This is a genomic window from Wolbachia endosymbiont (group B) of Dolichovespula media (assembly GCF_947179505.1).
Lineage (GTDB): Bacteria > Pseudomonadota > Alphaproteobacteria > Rickettsiales > Anaplasmataceae > Wolbachia.
The window spans coordinates 295,529-318,895 of the sequence record NZ_CAMXBR010000003.1 but is presented as its reverse complement, the minus strand read 5'-3'; the positions used below and the strand labels follow the sequence as shown (position 1 = coordinate 318,895).

Here is a 23,367-nt window from a genome sequence, read left to right as displayed (position 1 = left end):
AAGCTGGAGGGTTTGGTGGTCCTGACCTCGTGCCTTCTTTAGCGTTAGACATATTTCAAATGTTAACTACTTACGAAATTATAGCTGAGCAGTGCTAAAATAAGGAGAAAAAAAAGGTGAGAATTACGCAAGCAGAATGGGCAAGGGAAAAAGGGTTTTCGAGGCAATATGTCTGTTCTTTAGTAAAAAAAGGAATAGTTGAGCTGGAAGATGGACTTATTGACCGAGAACAAGCAAATGAAGCGGTAGCAGCAATAAGAGATCCAAGTCAACCACTTAGGAGAAAAGAGCGCGGAGAAACACTTTCAACGATATTGCTAAAAACGCGAATAAAAAATGAAACCGAACGTGGTAAACTTTTGGAAGCTAAAGTGAAAGCTGAAATAGGCAAATTTGTGTCAATTGAAGAGGTAAAAACTGAAGCATTTAACGTAGCAAGAGTTGTCCGTAATAATTTGCTTAATATTTCAAATAGAGTTTCAGCATTGCTTGCATCACTGAGTGACACTGAAAAGATTCATATGGTGCTAACTGAAGAGATTACAAACTCATTACAAGAATTATCTAATACTAAATTTCAAATATAAGAAAGATTTTGAATATAAAATGGCTGATAACTTAAGTTTAGAGTTAATAAAGTGTCTCATTAATCAACCTGGATTAGATGTAAATGTTAGAGGATTAAACGGAAAAACCCCACTACATTGCGCTATAGAGTTTGATGAATTAAGTATGGTGGATTTGTTACTCACGAAGAAGAACATTAATCCTTTTGTGGAAGATAATGAAGGTAAAACATCTCTTGATTACGCCAAAGAAGAGAAAAAAGCAGAAATATTGAAAGCGTTAATTAGTAACAAATACGGGTCAGAACAAGATAGTTTACTTCATTTAGCTGCAATGATAGGTGAAGTTAATGTAGTCAGATATTTGATAGGAAAAGGTATTGACGTTAATGTACGAAATGCTCTGCATCATACGCCATTACATCTAGCAGCAGGAATAGGACATGCAGAAGTTGTAAAGATTTTGATAAGAGAAGGAAAAGCTGAAATAGATGTCTTTGATGCGCGAAATCAGACACCAATGCACTATGCAGTTAATAATAAAAAGTTAGAGATAGTAAAGTTACTGCTGAAACTTGGAGCAGATGTAAATAGTGCACGTATGGGACAAAACTCAATGAAATTGTCGCCTGTTCATATAGCTGTAAGTAATACTAATTACGATGAAAGAGACTTATGTCTTGATATTCTCAAATGCTTAATAAGGGAGCCTAATGCTCAAGTCAATTTACAAGATTACGAAAATAAAACGCCACTACATTACGCTGAAAGACTTAAAACAATAGAGGTTTTACTAACACGAGAAGATATAGACCCTCTGGTAAAAGACGATAGCGGCAAGACACCATTTGATTACGCTAAACCTGAGATAAAGAAGGCTTTGATGAGTAATAAATACGGTTCTGAAAAGAATAGTCTACTCCATTTAGCTGCACAAAGAGGAGAAATTGAGATTGTAGAGTCTATCTTAAAAGAAGAAATTGATATTGATATTTCAAATAATAAAGGTCTATCACCGATTTACCTTGCTGCAGAAAAAAGGCATTTACATGTAGTAAAGTTATTGCTGACAAAAGGAGCAAATTATACACCTGTTCTGCACTTAGCAATCAAGTCAAATAATTTAGAGTTGCTAAAAACTTTATTTAAAGAAAAGAGCATCAAATTACCAGACGAGATAGGCAAGTCTGTACCAGTTTATTATAGGTGTATAGAACATAGAGATGCAAAAGTAAGAAAATACAACAATGTGATCTGTGTTTTTACCTCAGTAAGTGCAGTAGCAATAGCGGTATGTATAGGGTTAACAGCAACAACAATAAGCAGTGCAATCATTTTTGCAACAATAACAGGGATATTTGCGCTTATTATAGCACTAATGATAAGTGAGATGAGCAAAAGATATATAGAAAACGAATTTCAGAAAAAGATGTTTATGGAATTGGAGGAGTGTGGAGGAATAAACTCTACTGTTAACAATATTGAGATAGAACCAATTATGAGTAGATGCAGACAATGATATACGCTAGAGCTTTTTCTGAAGGTTTAAGACCAGATCCAGAGCTTAAAGTATCAGAGTGGGCGAATGAGTATCGAGTTTTAGCGCCAACTGCAGCATCAGAGCCAGGTAAATGGAGAACAGAAAGAACTCCTTATTTAAAAGAAATAATGGATTCACTATCTCCATCTTCGTCAGCGGAGAAAGTAGTATTCATGAAAGGAGCGCAGATTGGGGGAACAGAAGCTGGCAACAATTGGATTGGCTATATCATCGATCAAACACCAGGACCAATGCTAGTAGTACAGCCAACAGTCGAAATGGGAAAACGTTGGTCGAAGGGAAGATTTGCACCGTTGATAGAGAGTACACCATGTTTAAAGAGTAAAGTAAAAGACCCAAGATCAAGAGACTCAGGCAATACTGTACAAAGTAAGGAGTTTCCAGGTGGAATAGTAGTAATAACTGGAGCGAATAGCAGTGTAGGACTTAGATCCATGCCAGTAAAATATCTCTTTCTTGATGAAATAGATGCCTATCCAGGAGATTCAGGAGGAGAAGGTGATCCAGTACTGCTCAGTATTGCTCGAACTAATACATTTGCACGTCGAAAGATTTTTTTAGTATCAACACCAACGATTCATGGAATAAGCAGAATTGAGAAGGAGTTTGAAGCAACAGATAAGAGATATTTTTTGTACCATGTCCGCATTGTAATTACTATCAAGTTCTAAAATGGTCACAAATAAAATGGGAAAATAACGACTCAAGAACAGCACATTATGTCTGCACTGAATGTAGCGGCAAAATAGAAAATCATCAAAAGACAGAGATGCTAGAACGTGGAGAATGGAGAGCTACAGAGGCAAAAGAAGGTGAGAAAAAAGGATTTCATCTTTCAAGTCTTTATAGTCCAGTTGGCTGGTATAGTTGGCAACAAGCAGTAGAGGACTTTCTCCATGCAAAGGAAAGTGAACAATTACTGAAAGTTTGGATAAATACCACGCTTGGAGAAACCTGGGTAGATAAAGGAGAAGTACCGGACTGGAAGCAATTATTTAACAGGAGAGAATTTTTTCAGATTGGCACAGTACCAAAAGGCGAAGTAGTTCTCACAGCAGGAGTAGATGTTCAAAAAGATCGCTTGGAAGTAGAAGTTGTAGCCTGGGGAAAAGGCAGAGAAAATTGGTCAATAGACTACCGAGTATTTGAAGGAGATACAGGAAGTGGAGAAGTATGGAAAAAGCTTTCAGAGCTGTTAAATCATCATTTTATCGGTGAAAATGGGCTTGAATATATGATAAGTATGATGGCAGTAGATGCTGGATATGCAACGCAAGAAGTATACAATTGGATAAGAGGTCATCAAGGCTGTGGAAGAGTAATGGCAGTCAAAGGTGTAAATAAAGCTCTAGTACCACTTAGCAGTCCAAGCAGAGTAGATATAACAGTTGGTGGGCAAAAGCTGAAAAGAGGAATAAAGCTCTGGCCAGTAGGAGTATCAATATTAAAGTCAGAACTTTTTCAATTACTTAATGTTTTAAAAGAAGAAGAGAAAGTGCCAGCAGGGTATTGTCATTTTCCCGAGTATGCACCTGAGTATTTTAAGCAGCTAACGGCAGAGCAGTTAGTCAGCAAGGTAGTAAAGGGATACACCAAACAGGAGTGGCAAAAGGTAAGAGAAAGAAATGAAGTGCTAGATTGCCGAATTTATGCGAGAGCTGCATCTATTGCGCTTGGAATTGATAGGTGGCAAGAAAATAAATGGAATAGTTTAAGTGAAAAACCAGAAAGTAAAAAATCAAAGAAAATAGTGAAAAGTAAGTGGATCAGCACCGGAACAGACAAAATCTGTTAAACCAGAAAGAAACGTCCTAATGCACATTGCAGTAATTTTTGGATATAATTTTATGAAGAAGTGCTTCTGCAGTTATAATCGAGTTCGCAATGGTGCAATAAATGCCCGTGGATCAGTATGATTTTGGAAGGGACGGTCAAACCATTGATGGAGCTTCTTAGCTACCTCGTTTAGAAGATTGTGTAATATAACCGCCCCAAGCTAAAGCACTTCTTCATTATAAGGTATATATAAGGGATTTTATATGGCAAAAGCAAAAAGTAAATTAGAAGTAGTGAATCCTAATGCAGCAGGGATTGATATTGGTTCATCTGTACATTATGCATGCGTACCAGAAGGGAGAGATAAACAACGCGTTCAAAAATTTGGGTGCTTTACAGTAGATCTTCATAACCTAGCAAAGTGGTTGAAAAAGTGTGAAGTTAGAACGATAGCCATGGAATCAACAGGAGTATATTGGATTCCTTTGTTTCAAATACTTGAATCATATGGATTCGAAGTTAAACTGGTAAATGCACGACATGTAAAAAATGTACCTGGAAGAAAATCAGACGTTCAAGATTGCCAGTGGTTACAGCAATTACATAGCTATGGGTTACTTCAAGGATCATTTAGGCCTGATAACCAAATTTGTGTACTACGTGGTTATAATAGACAACATGACAACCTGATAAAAAGTGCAGCTGTACACACTCAACGTATGCAAAAAGCATTAATTCAAATGAACATTCAATTACACAAGGTTATTAGTGATATTACAGGTGTAACTGGTATGCGAATCATTAAAGCAATAATTGCGGGTGAAAGAAACTCTAATAGATTGGCTGAATTGAGTGATAGACGAATAAAAAATGACAGATCAACCATAGCAAAAGCACTAACAGGTGACTATAGAGAAGAGCATTTGTTTACATTAAAGCAAGAATACGAAGCATATACTTTTTTTCAAGAGCAAATAAAAGAATGTGATAAAAGTATGGAAAACTATTATAAAACACTTGAAACAAGATCAAATGAAAATAAGCAATGCAGTAAAGTAAAGAGGTCTGCAGGAAACAAACCAAACTTTGCTGCACACGAAGAATTGTATCGAATAACTGGCATGGATTTCACCAAAGTTCCAGGGCTTAATACATCAAATATACAGACCATCCTCTCAGAAGTTGGTCTTAATGCTAATAAATGGCCATCAGAAAAACATTTTACTTCTTGGTTGGGATTATGTCCATTTAATAGGATTACAGGAGAAAGAGTGATTAGAAGTGGAACTCGTAAAGTAATTAACCGTGCTGCAAATGCTTTTCGACTTGCTGGTTATTCTATGTTGCACAGTAAAAGTGCATTAGGTGCGTACTGTAGAAGATTGAAAAATCGATTGGGAGCACCAAAAGCAATAACTGCTACAGCAAGAAAATTAGCATGTATTTTTTATCAAATGCTGAAATGTGGACAAGAATATGTAGAAAAAGGAATGGATTATTATGAAAAGTTATATAAGGAAAGAGTAGTAAAGAATCTGGGTAAAAAAGCCAATGAATTTGGTTATATCCTGATAAAAAAAGATGAGCTGATAGGGGAAGTTTCTTAGAAGGCGTGAAAAAAATTTGAGAAAGGCTTTTAAAATAAGCAACAGCGAAATTATCAAAAACAAAATTGTGATATTGGTTGATGATGTAGTAACAACTGGTGCAACTGCAAGGTCTTGCTCTCAGGAAATTTTAAACTCTGGTGCAAGAGAAGTGAGAGTGCTATCGCTTGCAAGAACTGTATGAAAATCAGCTTTAAGGTATAATTTTCATTTTTGAAAACTGTTTAGTTTCTTAGTACTAACTTCTGTATCATTTCTCTTAAAAAAATTCTAGTTATAGTGTATACTGAGCCTATAATTATAGCCCTTTTTCTAATAGTTCGAATAGCTGGATATTCTTTCTGGCTCAATTTTTTATAGCAAACCAATGGTTTGATTAAAATCAGGAGAATATGGAGGCAGATATATAACTTCAGCACCGATACTTTTAACAAATTCACTTATTTTCTATAAAAAGTTGCATTATCCAAAATCACCCAGCAATAAAGCTTGAACTAGCTATTAAAAACGTCTGTATCGCAATAGCCTTCAAAAATCATAGGCGCCATAATTTTTCCCTTATTCAAAGCTGCAATCATATTTTTGAATACTCACTGCATTCAGAAAAAAATAGGTACATGCTAGTGTAATAGCAGTGGATATAATAATTGGAACAAGTAAAAAAGCCTCTATTAGTTTTCTTATAGAGCTGGCTGGTTTAATGCTGTTATTATTCAATGATGCAAAATAATTTTCACTAAGGTTGGCCATCCATTTTGCGCCAGATAAGACCCTCTCACTATTTTTTTTAGATAAGTTGACTTGTATTTGCTTTCCCATGTTTATAATTATGCTAATAATAAACATGATAAGATCAATATAAATTTTTTACTTCCGTGTTTTTTCTATTGTTGTTTATAATGACTATAGTTACATCACATATTTCTTTCAATTAAATGGATCAGCACCGGAACAGACAAAATCTGTTAAACCAGAAAGAAACGTCCTAATGCACATTGCAGTAATTTTTGGATATAATTTTATGAAGAAGTGCTTCTGCAGTTATAATCGAGTTCGCAATGGTGCAATAAATGCCCGTGGATCAGTATGATTTTGGAAGGGACGGTCAAACCATTGATGGAGCTTTTTAGCTACCTCGTTTAGAAGATTGTGTAATATAACCGCCCCAAGCTAAAGCACTTCTTCATTATAAGGTATATATAAGGGATTTTATATGGCAAAAGCAAAAAGTAAATTAGAAGTAGTGAATCCTAATGCAGCAGGGATTGATATTGGTTCATCTGTACATTATGCATGCGTACCAGAAGGGAGAGATAAACAACGCGTTCAAAAATTTGGGTGCTTTACAGTAGATCTTCATAACCTAGCAAAGTGGTTGAAAAAGTGTGAAGTTAGAACGATAGCCATGGAATCAACAGGAGTATATTGGATTCCTTTGTTTCAAATACTTGAATCATATGGATTCGAAGTTAAACTGGTAAATGCACGACATGTAAAAAATGTACCTGGAAGAAAATCAGACGTTCAAGATTGCCAGTGGTTACAGCAATTACATAGCTATGGGTTACTTCAAGGATCATTTAGGCCTGATAACCAAATTTGTGTACTACGTGGTTATAATAGACAACATGACAACCTGATAAAAAGTGCAGCTGTACACACTCAACGTATGCAAAAAGCATTAATTCAAATGAACATTCAATTACACAAGGTTATTAGTGATATTACAGGTGTAACTGGTATGCGAATCATTAAAGCAATAATTGCGGGTGAAAGAAACTCTAATAGATTGGCTGAATTGAGTGATAGACGAATAAAAAATGACAGATCAACCATAGCAAAAGCACTAACAGGTGACTATAGAGAAGAGCATTTGTTTACATTAAAGCAAGAATACGAAGCATATACTTTTTTTCAAGAGCAAATAAAAGAATGTGATAAAAGTATGGAAAACTATTATAAAACACTTGAAACAAGATCAAATGAAAATAAGCAATGCAGTAAAGTAAAGAGGTCTGCAGGAAACAAACCAAACTTTGCTGCACACGAAGAATTGTATCGAATAACTGGCATGGATTTCACCAAAGTTCCAGGGCTTAATACATCAAATATACAGACCATCCTCTCAGAAGTTGGTCTTAATGCTAATAAATGGCCATCAGAAAAACATTTTACTTCTTGGTTGGGATTATGTCCATTTAATAGGATTACAGGAGAAAGAGTGATTAGAAGTGGAACTCGTAAAGTAATTAACCGTGCTGCAAATGCTTTTCGACTTGCTGGTTATTCTATGTTGCACAGTAAAAGTGCATTAGGTGCGTACTGTAGAAGATTGAAAAATCGATTGGGAGCACCAAAAGCAATAACTGCTACAGCAAGAAAATTAGCATGTATTTTTTATCAAATGCTGAAATGTGGACAAGAATATGTAGAAAAAGGAATGGATTATTATGAAAAGTTATATAAGGAAAGAGTAGTAAAGAATCTGGGTAAAAAAGCCAATGAATTTGGTTATATCCTGATAAAAAAAGATGAGCTGATAGGGGAAGTTTCTTAGAAGCACCGGAACAGACAAAATCTGTTAAACCAGAAAGAAACGTCCTAATGCACATTGCAGTAATTTTTGGATATAATTTTATGAAGAAGTGCTTCTGCAGTTATAATCGAGTTCGCAATGGTGCAATAAATGCCCGTGGATCAGTATGATTTTGGAAGGGACGGTCAAACCATTGATGGAGCTTCTTAGCTACCTCGTTTAGAAGATTGTGTAATATAACCGCCCCAAGCTAAAGCACTTCTTCATTATAAGGTATATATAAGGGATTTTATATGGCAAAAGCAAAAAGTAAATTAGAAGTAGTGAATCCTAATGCAGCAGGGATTGATATTGGTTCATCTGTACATTATGCATGCGTACCAGAAGGGAGAGATAAACAACGCGTTCAAAAATTTGGGTGCTTTACAGTAGATCTTCATAACCTAGCAAAGTGGTTGAAAAAGTGTGAAGTTAGAACGATAGCCATGGAATCAACAGGAGTATATTGGATTCCTTTGTTTCAAATACTTGAATCATATGGATTCGAAGTTAAACTGGTAAATGCACGACATGTAAAAAATGTACCTGGAAGAAAATCAGACGTTCAAGATTGCCAGTGGTTACAGCAATTACATAGCTATGGGTTACTTCAAGGATCATTTAGGCCTGATAACCAAATTTGTGTACTACGTGGTTATAATAGACAACATGACAACCTGATAAAAAGTGCAGCTGTACACACTCAACGTATGCAAAAAGCATTAATTCAAATGAACATTCAATTACACAAGGTTATTAGTGATATTACAGGTGTAACTGGTATGCGAATCATTAAAGCAATAATTGCGGGTGAAAGAAACTCTAATAGATTGGCTGAATTGAGTGATAGACGAATAAAAAATGACAGATCAACCATAGCAAAAGCACTAACAGGTGACTATAGAGAAGAGCATTTGTTTACATTAAAGCAAGAATACGAAGCATATACTTTTTTTCAAGAGCAAATAAAAGAATGTGATAAAAGTATGGAAAACTATTATAAAACACTTGAAACAAGATCAAATGAAAATAAGCAATGCAGTAAAGTAAAGAGGTCTGCAGGAAACAAACCAAACTTTGCTGCACACGAAGAATTGTATCGAATAACTGGCATGGATTTCACCAAAGTTCCAGGGCTTAATACATCAAATATACAGACCATCCTCTCAGAAGTTGGTCTTAATGCTAATAAATGGCCATCAGAAAAACATTTTACTTCTTGGTTGGGATTATGTCCATTTAATAGGATTACAGGAGAAAGAGTGATTAGAAGTGGAACTCGTAAAGTAATTAACCGTGCTGCAAATGCTTTTCGACTTGCTGGTTATTCTATGTTGCACAGTAAAAGTGCATTAGGTGCGTACTGTAGAAGATTGAAAAATCGATTGGGAGCACCAAAAGCAATAACTGCTACAGCAAGAAAATTAGCATGTATTTTTTATCAAATGCTGAAATGTGGACAAGAATATGTAGAAAAAGGAATGGATTATTATGAAAAGTTATATAAGGAAAGAGTAGTAAAGAATCTGGGTAAAAAAGCCAATGAATTTGGTTATATCCTGATAAAAAAAGATGAGCTGATAGGGGAAGTTTCTTAGAAGGCGTGAAAAAAATTTGAGAAAGGCTTTTAAAATAAGCAACAGCGAAATTATCAAAAACAAAATTGTGATATTGGTTGATGATGTAGTAACAACTGGTGCAACTGCAAGGTCTTGCTCTCAGGAAATTTTAAACTCTGGTGCAAGAGAAGTGAGAGTGCTATCGCTTGCAAGAACTGTATGAAAATCAGCTTTAAGGTATAATTTTCATTTTTGAAAACTGTTTAGTTTCTTAGTACTAACTTCTGTATCATTTCTCTTAAAAAAATTCTAGTTATAGTGTATACTGAGCCTATAATTATAGCCCTTTTTCTAATAGTTCGAATAGCTGGATATTCTTTCTGGCTCAATTTTTTATAGCAAACCAATGGTTTGATTAAAATCAGGAGAATATGGAGGCAGATATATAACTTCAGCACCGATACTTTTAACAAATTCACTTATTTTCTATAAAAAGTTGCATTATCCAAAATCACCCAGCAATAAAGCTTGAACTAGCTATTAAAAACGTCTGTATCGCAATAGCCTTCAAAAATCATAGGCGCCATAATTTTTCCCTTATTCAAAGCTGCAATCATATTTTTGAATACTCACTGCATTCAGAAAAAAATAGGTACATGCTAGTGTAATAGCAGTGGATATAATAATTGGAACAAGTAAAAAAGCCTCTATTAGTTTTCTTATAGAGCTGGCTGGTTTAATGCTGTTATTATTCAATGATGCAAAATAATTTTCACTAAGGTTGGCCATCCATTTTGCGCCAGATAAGACCCTCTCACTATTTTTTTTAGATAAGTTGACTTGTATTTGCTTTCCCATGTTTATAATTATGCTAATAATAAACATGATAAGATCAATATAAATTTTTTACTTCCGTGTTTTTTCTATTGTTGTTTATAATGACTATAGTTACATCACATATTTCTTTCAATTAAATGGATCAGCACCGGAACAGACAAAATCTGTTAAACCAGAAAGAAACGTCCTAATGCACATTGCAGTAATTTTTGGATATAATTTTATGAAGAAGTGCTTCTGCAGTTATAATCGAGTTCGCAATGGTGCAATAAATGCCCGTGGATCAGTATGATTTTGGAAGGGACGGTCAAACCATTGATGGAGCTTTTTAGCTACCTCGTTTAGAAGATTGTGTAATATAACCGCCCCAAGCTAAAGCACTTCTTCATTATAAGGTATATATAAGGGATTTTATATGGCAAAAGCAAAAAGTAAATTAGAAGTAGTGAATCCTAATGCAGCAGGGATTGATATTGGTTCATCTGTACATTATGCATGCGTACCAGAAGGGAGAGATAAACAACGCGTTCAAAAATTTGGGTGCTTTACAGTAGATCTTCATAACCTAGCAAAGTGGTTGAAAAAGTGTGAAGTTAGAACGATAGCCATGGAATCAACAGGAGTATATTGGATTCCTTTGTTTCAAATACTTGAATCATATGGATTCGAAGTTAAACTGGTAAATGCACGACATGTAAAAAATGTACCTGGAAGAAAATCAGACGTTCAAGATTGCCAGTGGTTACAGCAATTACATAGCTATGGGTTACTTCAAGGATCATTTAGGCCTGATAACCAAATTTGTGTACTACGTGGTTATAATAGACAACATGACAACCTGATAAAAAGTGCAGCTGTACACACTCAACGTATGCAAAAAGCATTAATTCAAATGAACATTCAATTACACAAGGTTATTAGTGATATTACAGGTGTAACTGGTATGCGAATCATTAAAGCAATAATTGCGGGTGAAAGAAACTCTAATAGATTGGCTGAATTGAGTGATAGACGAATAAAAAATGACAGATCAACCATAGCAAAAGCACTAACAGGTGACTATAGAGAAGAGCATTTGTTTACATTAAAGCAAGAATACGAAGCATATACTTTTTTTCAAGAGCAAATAAAAGAATGTGATAAAAGTATGGAAAACTATTATAAAACACTTGAAACAAGATCAAATGAAAATAAGCAATGCAGTAAAGTAAAGAGGTCTGCAGGAAACAAACCAAACTTTGCTGCACACGAAGAATTGTATCGAATAACTGGCATGGATTTCACCAAAGTTCCAGGGCTTAATACATCAAATATACAGACCATCCTCTCAGAAGTTGGTCTTAATGCTAATAAATGGCCATCAGAAAAACATTTTACTTCTTGGTTGGGATTATGTCCATTTAATAGGATTACAGGAGAAAGAGTGATTAGAAGTGGAACTCGTAAAGTAATTAACCGTGCTGCAAATGCTTTTCGACTTGCTGGTTATTCTATGTTGCACAGTAAAAGTGCATTAGGTGCGTACTGTAGAAGATTGAAAAATCGATTGGGAGCACCAAAAGCAATAACTGCTACAGCAAGAAAATTAGCATGTATTTTTTATCAAATGCTGAAATGTGGACAAGAATATGTAGAAAAAGGAATGGATTATTATGAAAAGTTATATAAGGAAAGAGTAGTAAAGAATCTGGGTAAAAAAGCCAATGAATTTGGTTATATCCTGATAAAAAAAGATGAGCTGATAGGGGAAGTTTCTTAGAAGGCGTGAAAAAAATTTGAGAAAGGCTTTTAAAATAAGCAACAGCGAAATTATCAAAAACAAAATTGTGATATTGGTTGATGATGTAGTAACAACTGGTGCAACTGCAAGGTCTTGCTCTCAGGAAATTTTAAACTCTGGTGCAAGAGAAGTGAGAGTGCTATCGCTTGCAAGAACTGTATGAAAATCAGCTTTAAGGTATAATTTTCATTTTTGAAAACTGTTTAGTTTCTTAGTACTAACTTCTGTATCATTTCTCTTAAAAAAATTCTAGTTATAGTGTATACTGAGCCTATAATTATAGCCCTTTTTCTAATAGTTCGAATAGCTGGATATTCTTTCTGGCTCAATTTTTTATAGCAAACCAATGGTTTGATTAAAATCAGGAGAATATGGAGGCAGATATATAACTTCAGCACCGATACTTTTAACAAATTCACTTATTTTCTATAAAAAGTTGCATTATCCAAAATCACCCAGCAATAAAGCTTGAACTAGCTATTAAAAACGTCTGTATCGCAATAGCCTTCAAAAATCATAGGCGCCATAATTTTTCCCTTATTCAAAGCTGCAATCATATTTTTGAATACTCACTGCATTCAGAAAAAAATAGGTACATGCTAGTGTAATAGCAGTGGATATAATAATTGGAACAAGTAAAAAAGCCTCTATTAGTTTTCTTATAGAGCTGGCTGGTTTAATGCTGTTATTATTCAATGATGCAAAATAATTTTCACTAAGGTTGGCCATCCATTTTGCGCCAGATAAGACCCTCTCACTATTTTTTTTAGATAAGTTGACTTGTATTTGCTTTCCCATGTTTATAATTATGCTAATAATAAACATGATAAGATCAATATAAATTTTTTACTTCCGTGTTTTTTCTATTGTTGTTTATAATGACTATAGTTACATCACATATTTCTTTCAATTAAATGGATCAGCACCGGAACAGACAAAATCTGTTAAACCAGAAAGAAACGTCCTAATGCACATTGCAGTAATTTTTGGATATAATTTTATGAAGAAGTGCTTCTGCAGTTATAATCGAGTTCGCAATGGTGCAATAAATGCCCGTGGATCAGTATGATTTTGGAAGGGACGGTCAAACCATTGATGGAGCTTTTTAGCTACCTCGTTTAGAAGATTGTGTAATATAACCGCCCCAAGCTAAAGCACTTCTTCATTATAAGGTATATATAAGGGATTTTATATGGCAAAAGCAAAAAGTAAATTAGAAGTAGTGAATCCTAATGCAGCAGGGATTGATATTGGTTCATCTGTACATTATGCATGCGTACCAGAAGGGAGAGATAAACAACGCGTTCAAAAATTTGGGTGCTTTACAGTAGATCTTCATAACCTAGCAAAGTGGTTGAAAAAGTGTGAAGTTAGAACGATAGCCATGGAATCAACAGGAGTATATTGGATTCCTTTGTTTCAAATACTTGAATCATATGGATTCGAAGTTAAACTGGTAAATGCACGACATGTAAAAAATGTACCTGGAAGAAAATCAGACGTTCAAGATTGCCAGTGGTTACAGCAATTACATAGCTATGGGTTACTTCAAGGATCATTTAGGCCTGATAACCAAATTTGTGTACTACGTGGTTATAATAGACAACATGACAACCTGATAAAAAGTGCAGCTGTACACACTCAACGTATGCAAAAAGCATTAATTCAAATGAACATTCAATTACACAAGGTTATTAGTGATATTACAGGTGTAACTGGTATGCGAATCATTAAAGCAATAATTGCGGGTGAAAGAAACTCTAATAGATTGGCTGAATTGAGTGATAGACGAATAAAAAATGACAGATCAACCATAGCAAAAGCACTAACAGGTGACTATAGAGAAGAGCATTTGTTTACATTAAAGCAAGAATACGAAGCATATACTTTTTTTCAAGAGCAAATAAAAGAATGTGATAAAAGTATGGAAAACTATTATAAAACACTTGAAACAAGATCAAATGAAAATAAGCAATGCAGTAAAGTAAAGAGGTCTGCAGGAAACAAACCAAACTTTGCTGCACACGAAGAATTGTATCGAATAACTGGCATGGATTTCACCAAAGTTCCAGGGCTTAATACATCAAATATACAGACCATCCTCTCAGAAGTTGGTCTTAATGCTAATAAATGGCCATCAGAAAAACATTTTACTTCTTGGTTGGGATTATGTCCATTTAATAGGATTACAGGAGAAAGAGTGATTAGAAGTGGAACTCGTAAAGTAATTAACCGTGCTGCAAATGCTTTTCGACTTGCTGGTTATTCTATGTTGCACAGTAAAAGTGCATTAGGTGCGTACTGTAGAAGATTGAAAAATCGATTGGGAGCACCAAAAGCAATAACTGCTACAGCAAGAAAATTAGCATGTATTTTTTATCAAATGCTGAAATGTGGACAAGAATATGTAGAAAAAGGAATGGATTATTATGAAAAGTTATATAAGGAAAGAGTAGTAAAGAATCTGGGTAAAAAAGCCAATGAATTTGGTTATATCCTGATAAAAAAAGATGAGCTGATAGGGGAAGTTTCTTAGAAGCACCGGAACAGACAAAATCTGTTAAACCAGAAAGAAACGTCCTAATGCACATTGCAGTAATTTTTGGATATAATTTTATGAAGAAGTGCTTCTGCAGTTATAATCGAGTTCGCAATGGTGCAATAAATGCCCGTGGATCAGTATGATTTTGGAAGGGACGGTCAAACCATTGATGGAGCTTCTTAGCTACCTCGTTTAGAAGATTGTGTAATATAACCGCCCCAAGCTAAAGCACTTCTTCATTATAAGGTATATATAAGGGATTTTATATGGCAAAAGCAAAAAGTAAATTAGAAGTAGTGAATCCTAATGCAGCAGGGATTGATATTGGTTCATCTGTACATTATGCATGCGTACCAGAAGGGAGAGATAAACAACGCGTTCAAAAATTTGGGTGCTTTACAGTAGATCTTCATAACCTAGCAAAGTGGTTGAAAAAGTGTGAAGTTAGAACGATAGCCATGGAATCAACAGGAGTATATTGGATTCCTTTGTTTCAAATACTTGAATCATATGGATTCGAAGTTAAACTGGTAAATGCACGACATGTAAAAAATGTACCTGGAAGAAAATCAGACGTTCAAGATTGCCAGTGGTTACAGCAATTACATAGCTATGGGTTACTTCAAGGATCATTTAGGCCTGATAACCAAATTTGTGTACTACGTGGTTATAATAGACAACATGACAACCTGATAAAAAGTGCAGCTGTACACACTCAACGTATGCAAAAAGCATTAATTCAAATGAACATTCAATTACACAAGGTTATTAGTGATATTACAGGTGTAACTGGTATGCGAATCATTAAAGCAATAATTGCGGGTGAAAGAAACTCTAATAGATTGGCTGAATTGAGTGATAGACGAATAAAAAATGACAGATCAACCATAGCAAAAGCACTAACAGGTGACTATAGAGAAGAGCATTTGTTTACATTAAAGCAAGAATACGAAGCATATACTTTTTTTCAAGAGCAAATAAAAGAATGTGATAAAAGTATGGAAAACTATTATAAAACACTTGAAACAAGATCAAATGAAAATAAGCAATGCAGTAAAGTAAAGAGGTCTGCAGGAAACAAACCAAACTTTGCTGCACACGAAGAATTGTATCGAATAACTGGCATGGATTTCACCAAAGTTCCAGGGCTTAATACATCAAATATACAGACCATCCTCTCAGAAGTTGGTCTTAATGCTAATAAATGGCCATCAGAAAAACATTTTACTTCTTGGTTGGGATTATGTCCATTTAATAGGATTACAGGAGAAAGAGTGATTAGAAGTGGAACTCGTAAAGTAATTAACCGTGCTGCAAATGCTTTTCGACTTGCTGGTTATTCTATGTTGCACAGTAAAAGTGCATTAGGTGCGTACTGTAGAAGATTGAAAAATCGATTGGGAGCACCAAAAGCAATAACTGCTACAGCAAGAAAATTAGCATGTATTTTTTATCAAATGCTGAAATGTGGACAAGAATATGTAGAAAAAGGAATGGATTATTATGAAAAGTTATATAAGGAAAGAGTAGTAAAGAATCTGGGTAAAAAAGCCAATGAATTTGGTTATATCCTGATAAAAAAAGATGAGCTGATAGGGGAAGTTTCTTAGAAGCAAGTAGTAAATGTATAACGAAGAGTATTTAGTTCAAATTGAAGAAGCGATAAAGAAGCTGCAAAACGGAGAGCGAGTGGTATCAATTGCATATGGTGACCATGTGGTGAGATATGCAGAAGTAGATATAAATGATTTACTAAGCTTAAGACAACGTATTAAGGCTGAACTAAAGATTGTTGGAATGAAGCCGAAGAGGAAAATTATTTTTGCTACTAACAAGGGAGTTTTGTAATGTTACTAAAATCATTCAAACAACTATTTAGCAAGCCAAAAATCAAAAGCTCAGCCTGGGATGCATCTGGCTCAGGAAGAAGGGTAATGTATTGGCAAGGAGAAACGGGAAGCATAAATAATTTACTCTCTCAAAGCCTTGAGCACTTGCGTAGCCGCTCTCGTGATATGGTAAGAAAAAATCCATATGCAGCAAATATCATTGATACAATAGTAAGTAACTCGATTGGAACAGGAATAAAACCGCAATCAAAAGCTAAAGATCCAGAGTTTCGGAAAAGAGTGCAAGAGTTATGGCTGAGATGGACAGATGAAGCAGACAGTAGTGGAGTAAATGATTTTTATGGACTGCAAGCACTGGTTTGTAGGAGCATGATAGAAGGCGGGGAATGTTTCATACGGTTAAGAACAAGAAAACCTGGAGATGGTCTGTGTGTACCGTTGCAATTACAAGTGCTTGAATCTGAACACTTAGATAATAAAACAAATCAAACTTTAGCAAATGGTAATGTAATAAGAAACGGGATTGAGTTCAATAGACTTGGGCAAAGGGAAGCATACTACCTATTTAAAGAACACCCTGGTGAAAGTACGTTTGGAGAATCAGTAAGAGTACCAGCAAACGATGTTTTACATATCTATAGACCACTAAGACCTGGGCAAATTAGGGGAGAGCCATGGCTTTCTAATATACTGCTAAAGCTCTATGAGCTTGATCAATACGATGATGCAGAGCTAGTGAGAAAAAAGACAGCGGCGATGTTTGCAGGATTTATTACGAGACTCGATCCAGAAGCAAATATTTTAGGAGAAGGTGAAAGTAATGAGCAAGGAGTAGCACTATCTGGTTTAGAGCCTGGAACAATGCAGCTTTTAGACCCAGGAGAAGATATAAAATTTTCAGAACCATCGGATGTTGGAGGAAGTTATGAAGCATTCATGAGACAGCAGCTGAGAGCAATAGCAATAGGTACAGGAATAACATATGAGCAACTAACTGGGGATCTAAGTGGCGTTAATTATTCATCAATCAGAGCAGGATTAATAGAGTTTCGTAGGAGATGTACAATGTTACAGCATAACATAATGGTATTTCAGTTTTGCCGTCCTGTATGGGATAGATGGTTAGAGTTAGCACTACTTTCTGGAGAACTAGACATAGGTGAAGAATGGACAAAGGGAAAAGAAGGAGCAAAAAAAGAAGTAAAATGGATACCACAGGGATTTGATTGGGTCGATCCGCTAAAAGATCAGCAAGCACAGCAAATGGCAGTAAGAAATGGATTTAAGAGTCGATCAGAAGTAGTATCAGAAATGGGTTACGATGTAGAAGAAATTGAGCAGGAAATTGCTGAAGATCAAAGACGTGCAAGTGAACTGGGCTTAAGTTTTGATTCTGACGTTACGGCCAATCAAGAGGTGATATGAAACAACAATGGCTAAACAGATGTGTAATGGTAGAACCAAGGAGTTTTGAATTACTGTCACTACAAACAGGAAAGCAGCCTATCTTTAAAAATATAAAACATGCAGTAAGAAATAGTGAAAGAGGAATAATACCGATACATGGAATCTTGACAAAAAAGTCAGAAACTTTTGATGATATTTTTGGAATGACTTCCTATAATCAAATAGAAGCACAAATTACACAAGCAATAGAAGATAGTGATATAGAAACAATCCTGTTGGATATAGACAGTCCTGGAGGAGAGGTCAATGGAGTGTTTGACCTTGCTGATTTTATTTACAGTGCAAGGGGAAAAAAGAGGATAATAGCGATAGCAAATGATGATGCATATTCTGCAGCGTACGCTATAGCTTCTAGCGCTGAAAAGGTATTTGTGAGTAGAACTTCAGGAGTAGGAAGCATAGGAGTAATAGCAAGTCATATAGATCAAAGTGGGTTTGATGAAAAACAGGGAATAAAATATACGACAGTATTTGCAGGAAGTAGAAAAAATGATTTAAATCCACATGAGCCAATAACTTCTGAGAGTTTAGAAAACCTAAAAAGCGAAGTGAATCGTTTATATGGAATGCTGGTTGAGCTAATAGCACGCAATAGAAACCTTTCTGTAGAGGCAATCAAATCAACAGAAGCAGGGCTATATTTTGGCGAGAAAGCAGTAGAAATAGGTCTTGCAGATGGAATTACAATTCTTTCAGAGTTTAAATATATTAATAAAAACAGGAGTATTACTATGAACGAACAAACTATAACTGACCTAAAAGAAGAAACTAATAATTTAACTAAGTATTGTATTGAAGTTCTTGAATTAATACGTTTATGTAATATATCAAAGATGCCAGAGAAAATAGGAGAATTTATTGAGCAGAGTGTAAGTGTTGAGCAAGCAAGGGAAGTTTTAATGGAATTACTTGCAGAAAGAACAAAGAAGACAGAGATAATAAGTACAATACCACAGAATTCAGGAGAAGAGTTGATGATGCAGGTAGCGAAAAGTCGTAGGCATTTAAAATATATAACAAAAGGAGAAAAGCAAAATGAGTAGTATAACAGAACAAAATAACCTTGGTGATCTTCTAAAATATGAAGCATCAAATTTATATTCACGAGATCAAATAACTGTTGCCAAAGGACAGAATCTCAAGCTTGGTGCAGTAGTTGCTAAAAAGACTGAAGATGGTTTTATTAGGGTCTTAAATCTAACAGCAACCGATGGCACACAAACGGCAATAGGAGTAATTTCAAGTGATGTAAACGCAAAGGAAAATGCTAAAGGAGTAATTATTGCTCGCGGTGCAATGCTAGCAGATCATGCAGTTGTATGGCCAGCAAATATCACTGAAGAGCAGAAAAATGCAGCAATAAAGCAACTTGAAACACAAGGGATCATTATCCGTAAAGCAGTCTAAAGCTATATTAAACAATAAAAAACACAAAGGGGGAAAAGAAAAAATGCAAAATCCATTTACAAATACAGCATTTAGTATGACGGCACTAACTAATGCGATGAATATATTGCCGATAAATTATGGACGGGTTGAAAATTTAAATTTATTTCCAAGTAGGTCAGTAAGATTTAGACATATTACCATAGAAGAGCAAAATGGAGTATTAAGTTTACTACCAACGCAAGTACCCGGAGCACCAGCAACAGTAGGAAAAAGAGGAAAAAGAAAGGTAAGAACATTTACGATTCCACATATTCCGCATGATGATGTAGTGTTACCAGAAGAAGTACAGGGAATAAGAGCATTTGGATCAGAAAGTGAACTTAAAGCGCTGGCAGATGTAATAACTGACCATTTGCAGCTAATGAGAAATAAACATGCAATAACGTTGGAGCATTTGCGTATGGGAGCGCTGAAAGGAATAATTCTGGACGCAGATGGCAGTGAATTGTTAAATCTGTACAACGAATTTGAAATAACACCAAAAGTAGTAAATTTTGCACTGGGAGCAGCGATAACTGATGTAAAACGTAAGTGTCTGGAAGTATTGAGGCACATAGAAGATAATCTAAGTGGTGAATATATGACAGGAATTCATGCTTTAGTAAGCCCTGAGTTTTTTGATGCACTTACTTCTCATGCTAAAGTGAAAGAAGCATATGAGAGATGGCAAGAAGGAGCAGCGCTAAGAAATGATATGAGGTCAGGATTTACGTTCTGTGGAATAACGTTTGAGGAATATAGAGGACAAGCAACTGATCCTGAAGGAACCGTGAGAAGATTTATAGAAAGGGATACGGGGCACTGTTTTCCAGTAGGAACAGCAAGCACATTTACAACATATTTTGCACCAGCAGATTTTAATGAAACAGTGAATACTCTTGGACAGCCACTCTATGCAAAACAAGAGCCAAGAAGATTTGATAGAGGGACTGATTTGCATACGCAGTCAAACCCTCTGCCAATGTGCCACCGTCCAGCAATACTAGTCAAGATCGTTGCAACATAGGTAGAGCAAATATAAAGCGGTGTGAGGCAGAAGAATGCTTTACCTCTTCTTAGCATATAAATGTTAGTATATAGCGGAGAAATGTGCAAGAGAATATTAAGAGATTATTTAAAGATTGTTTTGCTCATTTAGGAAAAGTAGCTTTGTATGAATCAAAGGATAAGTCATATATGGTACAAGTACTAAAGCAACAGCCAGATAAATTATACGAGATTGGTGAAGGACAATTTGTGGGAGAGATGCTTTTTCTTGAGGTAAGCGTTTTTGATGTACTCAGGCCAATGGTGGGAGATATTTTTGTTATTGATGGTTGTAAATATAAAGTATATTCTCCGCCACTGCGAGGTAATTCAGGAATAGTTTGGAATATAAACTGTACAGTACTTGGAGAGAAAGATGTTTAAAATTGAAGTTAATGAAAACATTGAGAGAATTACTCACGACATTGATGCTAACAAAGCTAAAGTAGAGTTGGCAGCGGTAAGAGCGCTAAACAAAACGGCACTATGGTTAAAATCTCAGGCTGTCCGAGAAATCAGTGAAGAAAAGCAAATTAGGCTGAAAGTAATTAGAAAAAGACTAAGAATCATCAAGTCAAGAAAAAGCACTTTGAAAGTTTTAATTAGAGCATATCTGTATGATATAAATATAAAACAAGCAAAAATAAGAACAGCATTTAATGATGAATTTATGGCAACAATGCCAAGAGGCTATCGTGGTATTTTTAAACGTGTAGGAAGAACAGCACTACCGATACAGGAGGTTAAACTACCACTTGAACCTGAGGCTTCAAGGATAATAGAAAATCTTGTTAATTATGAAGTTGAAAGGATATTTGAAAAATATTTTACACATGAGTTATTTTATGACGGCATTTTGGACTAATTTACATGAGGCAATTTGTAATACGCTAAAGGCAGAGATACCAGCAATTCAAACTTGTGAGGTTTATCCAGCAATCAGGAAAGAATTGATAGCACCAGCAGTATTTATAGAACTTAGTGGCTTTGAAAAAGGACATGATCCAGGAACAGAAGAATTAGCGCTGAGAGCAAAATTTGAAGCACGAATTGTGATTGATAGCACAATAGAAAATGCACCTATTATTGTCAGAGCATTGGCGGCAGAAGTAGCAAGAGTGGTAAATAAAAACACTTGGAAAGTGGAGAAAATTTCACCAGGAGAATTTATCTCAGGAGGAGGAGATGATTTTAGGCCAGAGCTCGATGCATATTTAGTGTGGATGGTAGAGTGGGTGCATGAAGTACATCTTGGTGATTCAGTATGGGCAGAGAGTAGTATTCCGCCGAGTACTGTTTACATTGGGTTTACGCCTGATATTGGAGTTGCTAATAAGCATAAATATGTAAAGGTTGGCAAAAATGATGAATAGTTTTGAAGATGCGAACTTACTAATAAAACTTAATAACTTGATTAGAGTTGGCACAGTCGAAGAAGTAGGCTGTGGAACGGCTAAGGTACGTGTAAAAATGATAGGTAATATATTAACAGACTGGTTGCCATGGGTAACAGCAAGAGCTGGAGAAGACAGAAGTTGGTCTGCACCAAGTATTGGAGAACAGGTGATAGTACTTTCGCCATCTGGTGAAATTGCCAAAGGGATTGTCTTACCTGCAATTTATTATAAAAAATATCCTATTCCAGAAGGAAGTAAGGAAGAAGTAAGCGGTTTTGTTTTTAAAGATGGAACAGTTATTTACTATGACCGAAATGGTCATAAGTTTACAATTTCTGTCAAAGAAGAAGGAGCTCTTGTTTTTGCAGTGAAAGAAACGCAAATGGAAGTAACTAGTAAGGAAGTTATTTTAAAAACGGGAAAATCAAGTTCAAATATAACTGATGAAAAGATTGTCTTACAGGTTGGGAACTCAAGTCTAGAGATTACTGAGAGTGGCATTAAGTTAAATGCGAAAAAAATAGATTTAAACTAGCCGGAGAAAAATGTTAGAGCTAATAATGATAAGGGTATTATGATTGGTGATATTGAGTATACCTCTCAAACATCAGAATTAAGTGGATATGAATCAGGATGTGAAGATGAGTCAAGAAGAGAGGAGGAAACAAGAGGTTCATTGTTAGGGCAAAAACGACTTTCAGAATCAGACAAAGATTTAAGTTTGGCAAAACAGGGAAAAGTTGTTCGTTTTGGTGATATGTGTAACCAACATGGAGATTATTTACAAAGCCCTGGCATAGGAGGAAGCAGTAATGTGTTTGTAAATGGTAGGCCTGTGCATCGTCAAGGAGATGAATGGTCACAACATGCATCAACAGACCCTTATAAACCACCACATACTAGTCAATCCCTTCTTGAGGGGTCAGATTCAGTGTTTGTAAATGGCAAAGCCATTGCTCGTACTGGTGACCTAATTTCCTGTGGAGCAGTGGCAGAACAAGGAAGCAATGATGTCTTTGCAGGGTAAGTGATATGCGTGGTATGAATTCTGAAACTGGTAAAACAATAAGTGGTATAGAGCATTTAAAACAATCAATAGTTGATATTTTAACTACGCCAATTGGCACTCGTGTTATGCGCCGAGATTACGGATCAAGGTTATTTGAGCTGATAGATCATCCAATTGTACCTGGTTTTGCACAAGAACTTTATGCAGCAGTTGCAGAAGCATTAGAAAAGTGGGAGCGTCGATTTAAGCTTAAACGTGTACAAATAACAGAAATAAAAGAAGGTAAAGTAACTCTCATTTTAGAGGGAATCTATCTGCCAAATGGAAAGCTGATCCGCCTTGATGGTATTATAGTATAAGGTAGTA

At 35.4% G+C, this 23,367-nt stretch carries 19 protein-coding genes and 7 pseudogenes; 23 read left to right on the top strand and 3 right to left on the bottom strand.

The annotated features are described in order from the left end of the window. Nucleotides 1-116 precede the first annotated feature (116 nt). The 5 genes and pseudogenes from OM967_RS04080 to OM967_RS04060 all read left to right on the top strand — a co-directional run. Nucleotides 117-587, top strand: a complete 471-nt coding sequence (locus OM967_RS04080) for a hypothetical protein (protein ID WP_264337668.1) — start codon at nt 117-119, stop codon at nt 585-587. A gap of 19 nt (nt 588-606) precedes the next feature. Next, the gene (locus OM967_RS04075) at nt 607-2,085 is read left to right on the top strand and encodes an ankyrin repeat domain-containing protein (protein WP_264337667.1); all 1,479 of its coding nucleotides are present in this window, start codon (nt 607-609) and stop codon (nt 2,083-2,085) included. Continuing rightward, nucleotides 2,082-3,922, top strand: a pseudogene (locus tag OM967_RS04070) (phage terminase large subunit family protein). The gene OM967_RS04075 and the pseudogene OM967_RS04070 overlap by 4 nt, the downstream one beginning before the upstream one ends. A 244-nt stretch (nt 3,923-4,166) precedes the next feature. Further along, nucleotides 4,167-5,510, top strand: coding sequence for an IS110 family RNA-guided transposase (locus tag OM967_RS04065; RefSeq protein ID WP_262986668.1), 1,344 nt, complete (start codon nt 4,167-4,169; stop codon nt 5,508-5,510). Further along, a pseudogene (locus tag OM967_RS04060) lies at nt 5,497-5,694 on the top strand (ComF family protein); the annotation flags it as partial. The gene OM967_RS04065 and the pseudogene OM967_RS04060, both read left to right, overlap by 14 nt. A 165-nt stretch (nt 5,695-5,859) precedes the next feature. On the opposite strand, the pseudogene OM967_RS04055 reads toward OM967_RS04060, so the two are convergent. Next, a pseudogene (locus OM967_RS04055) lies at nt 5,860-6,091 on the bottom strand (transposase); the annotation flags it as partial. Between the two features lie 632 nt (nt 6,092-6,723). On the opposite strand from OM967_RS04055, the gene OM967_RS04050 reads away from it, so the two are divergent. From OM967_RS04050 to OM967_RS04040, 3 genes and pseudogenes are all read left to right on the top strand, one after another. Further along, nucleotides 6,724-8,067, top strand: a complete 1,344-nt coding sequence (locus OM967_RS04050; protein WP_262986668.1) for an IS110 family RNA-guided transposase — start codon at nt 6,724-6,726, stop codon at nt 8,065-8,067. 272 nt (nt 8,068-8,339) lie between these two features. Continuing rightward, nucleotides 8,340-9,683, top strand: coding sequence for an IS110 family RNA-guided transposase (locus tag OM967_RS04045; protein WP_262986668.1), 1,344 nt, complete (start codon nt 8,340-8,342; stop codon nt 9,681-9,683). Beyond that, nucleotides 9,670-9,867: pseudogene (locus OM967_RS04040) on the top strand (ComF family protein); the annotation flags it as partial. The gene OM967_RS04045 and the pseudogene OM967_RS04040, both read left to right, overlap by 14 nt. A gap of 165 nt (nt 9,868-10,032) precedes the next feature. Here OM967_RS04040 and OM967_RS04035 read toward each other — a convergent pair. Beyond that, nucleotides 10,033-10,264 (bottom strand): annotated as a pseudogene (locus OM967_RS04035) (transposase); the annotation flags it as partial. A 632-nt stretch (nt 10,265-10,896) separates the two neighbouring features. Here OM967_RS04035 and OM967_RS04030 point away from each other — a divergent pair. Together OM967_RS04030 and OM967_RS04025 are read left to right on the top strand one after the other, a co-directional pair. After that, entirely contained in the window at nt 10,897-12,240 is a 1,344-nt protein-coding gene (locus OM967_RS04030; RefSeq protein ID WP_262986668.1) for an IS110 family RNA-guided transposase, read from the top strand. Continuing rightward, nucleotides 12,227-12,424, top strand: a pseudogene (locus OM967_RS04025) (ComF family protein); the annotation flags it as partial. The gene OM967_RS04030 and the pseudogene OM967_RS04025, both read left to right, overlap by 14 nt. A 165-nt stretch (nt 12,425-12,589) precedes the next feature. Here OM967_RS04025 and OM967_RS04020 read toward each other — a convergent pair. Then, a pseudogene (locus tag OM967_RS04020) lies at nt 12,590-12,821 on the bottom strand (transposase); the annotation flags it as partial. Between the two features lie 632 nt (nt 12,822-13,453). Here OM967_RS04020 and OM967_RS04015 point away from each other — a divergent pair. From OM967_RS04015 to OM967_RS03955, 13 genes are all read left to right on the top strand, one after another. Beyond that, entirely contained in the window at nt 13,454-14,797 is a 1,344-nt protein-coding gene (locus tag OM967_RS04015) for an IS110 family RNA-guided transposase (protein ID WP_262986668.1), read from the top strand. A gap of 272 nt (nt 14,798-15,069) precedes the next feature. Then, nucleotides 15,070-16,413 (top strand): IS110 family RNA-guided transposase, encoded by a 1,344-nt coding sequence (locus tag OM967_RS04010; protein WP_262986668.1) that lies wholly within the window; start codon nt 15,070-15,072, stop codon nt 16,411-16,413. 13 nt (nt 16,414-16,426) lie between these two features. Continuing rightward, on the top strand, nt 16,427-16,651 hold the full coding sequence (locus OM967_RS04005) for a gpW family head-tail joining protein (RefSeq protein WP_187297528.1): 225 nt from the start codon (nt 16,427-16,429) through the stop codon (nt 16,649-16,651). After that, a complete protein-coding gene (locus OM967_RS04000) occupies nt 16,651-18,078 on the top strand; it encodes a phage portal protein (protein WP_264337665.1) in 1,428 nt (475 codons plus the stop codon). Before OM967_RS04005 ends, OM967_RS04000 begins: the two co-directional genes overlap by 1 nt. Then, nucleotides 18,075-19,163, top strand: coding sequence for a S49 family peptidase (locus OM967_RS03995; protein WP_264337664.1), 1,089 nt, complete (start codon nt 18,075-18,077; stop codon nt 19,161-19,163). The genes OM967_RS04000 and OM967_RS03995 overlap by 4 nt, the downstream gene beginning before the upstream one ends. Continuing rightward, entirely contained in the window at nt 19,156-19,527 is a 372-nt protein-coding gene (locus OM967_RS03990; protein ID WP_264337663.1) for a head decoration protein, read from the top strand. Before OM967_RS03995 ends, OM967_RS03990 begins: the two co-directional genes overlap by 8 nt. 43 nt (nt 19,528-19,570) lie before the next feature. Further along, nucleotides 19,571-20,575 carry a major capsid protein gene (locus tag OM967_RS03985; protein ID WP_164224824.1) on the top strand — a complete coding sequence of 335 codons (1,005 nt, stop codon included), beginning with the start codon at nt 19,571-19,573 and terminating at the stop codon, nt 20,573-20,575. 83 nt (nt 20,576-20,658) lie between these two features. Beyond that, entirely contained in the window at nt 20,659-20,979 is a 321-nt protein-coding gene (locus OM967_RS03980) for a head-tail joining protein (RefSeq protein WP_174516711.1), read from the top strand. Beyond that, nucleotides 20,972-21,460: a phage tail protein gene (locus OM967_RS03975; protein ID WP_164224822.1), complete on the top strand. Its 489-nt coding sequence runs from the start codon at nt 20,972-20,974 to the stop codon at nt 21,458-21,460. Before OM967_RS03980 ends, OM967_RS03975 begins: the two co-directional genes overlap by 8 nt. Next, nucleotides 21,441-21,968: a hypothetical protein gene (locus tag OM967_RS03970; protein ID WP_224721422.1), complete on the top strand. Its 528-nt coding sequence runs from the start codon at nt 21,441-21,443 to the stop codon at nt 21,966-21,968. Before OM967_RS03975 ends, OM967_RS03970 begins: the two co-directional genes overlap by 20 nt. Further along, on the top strand, nt 21,958-22,527 hold the full coding sequence (locus tag OM967_RS03965) for a phage baseplate assembly protein V (protein WP_205517798.1): 570 nt from the start codon (nt 21,958-21,960) through the stop codon (nt 22,525-22,527). The genes OM967_RS03970 and OM967_RS03965 overlap by 11 nt, the downstream gene beginning before the upstream one ends. Nucleotides 22,528-22,566: 39 nt before the next feature. Next, a complete protein-coding gene (locus OM967_RS08070; protein WP_318010167.1) occupies nt 22,567-23,019 on the top strand; it encodes a PAAR domain-containing protein in 453 nt (150 codons plus the stop codon). Nucleotides 23,020-23,024: 5 nt separating this feature from the next. Further along, on the top strand, nt 23,025-23,360 hold the full coding sequence (locus OM967_RS03955; protein WP_191110937.1) for a GPW/gp25 family protein: 336 nt from the start codon (nt 23,025-23,027) through the stop codon (nt 23,358-23,360). Nucleotides 23,361-23,367 lie beyond the last annotated feature (7 nt).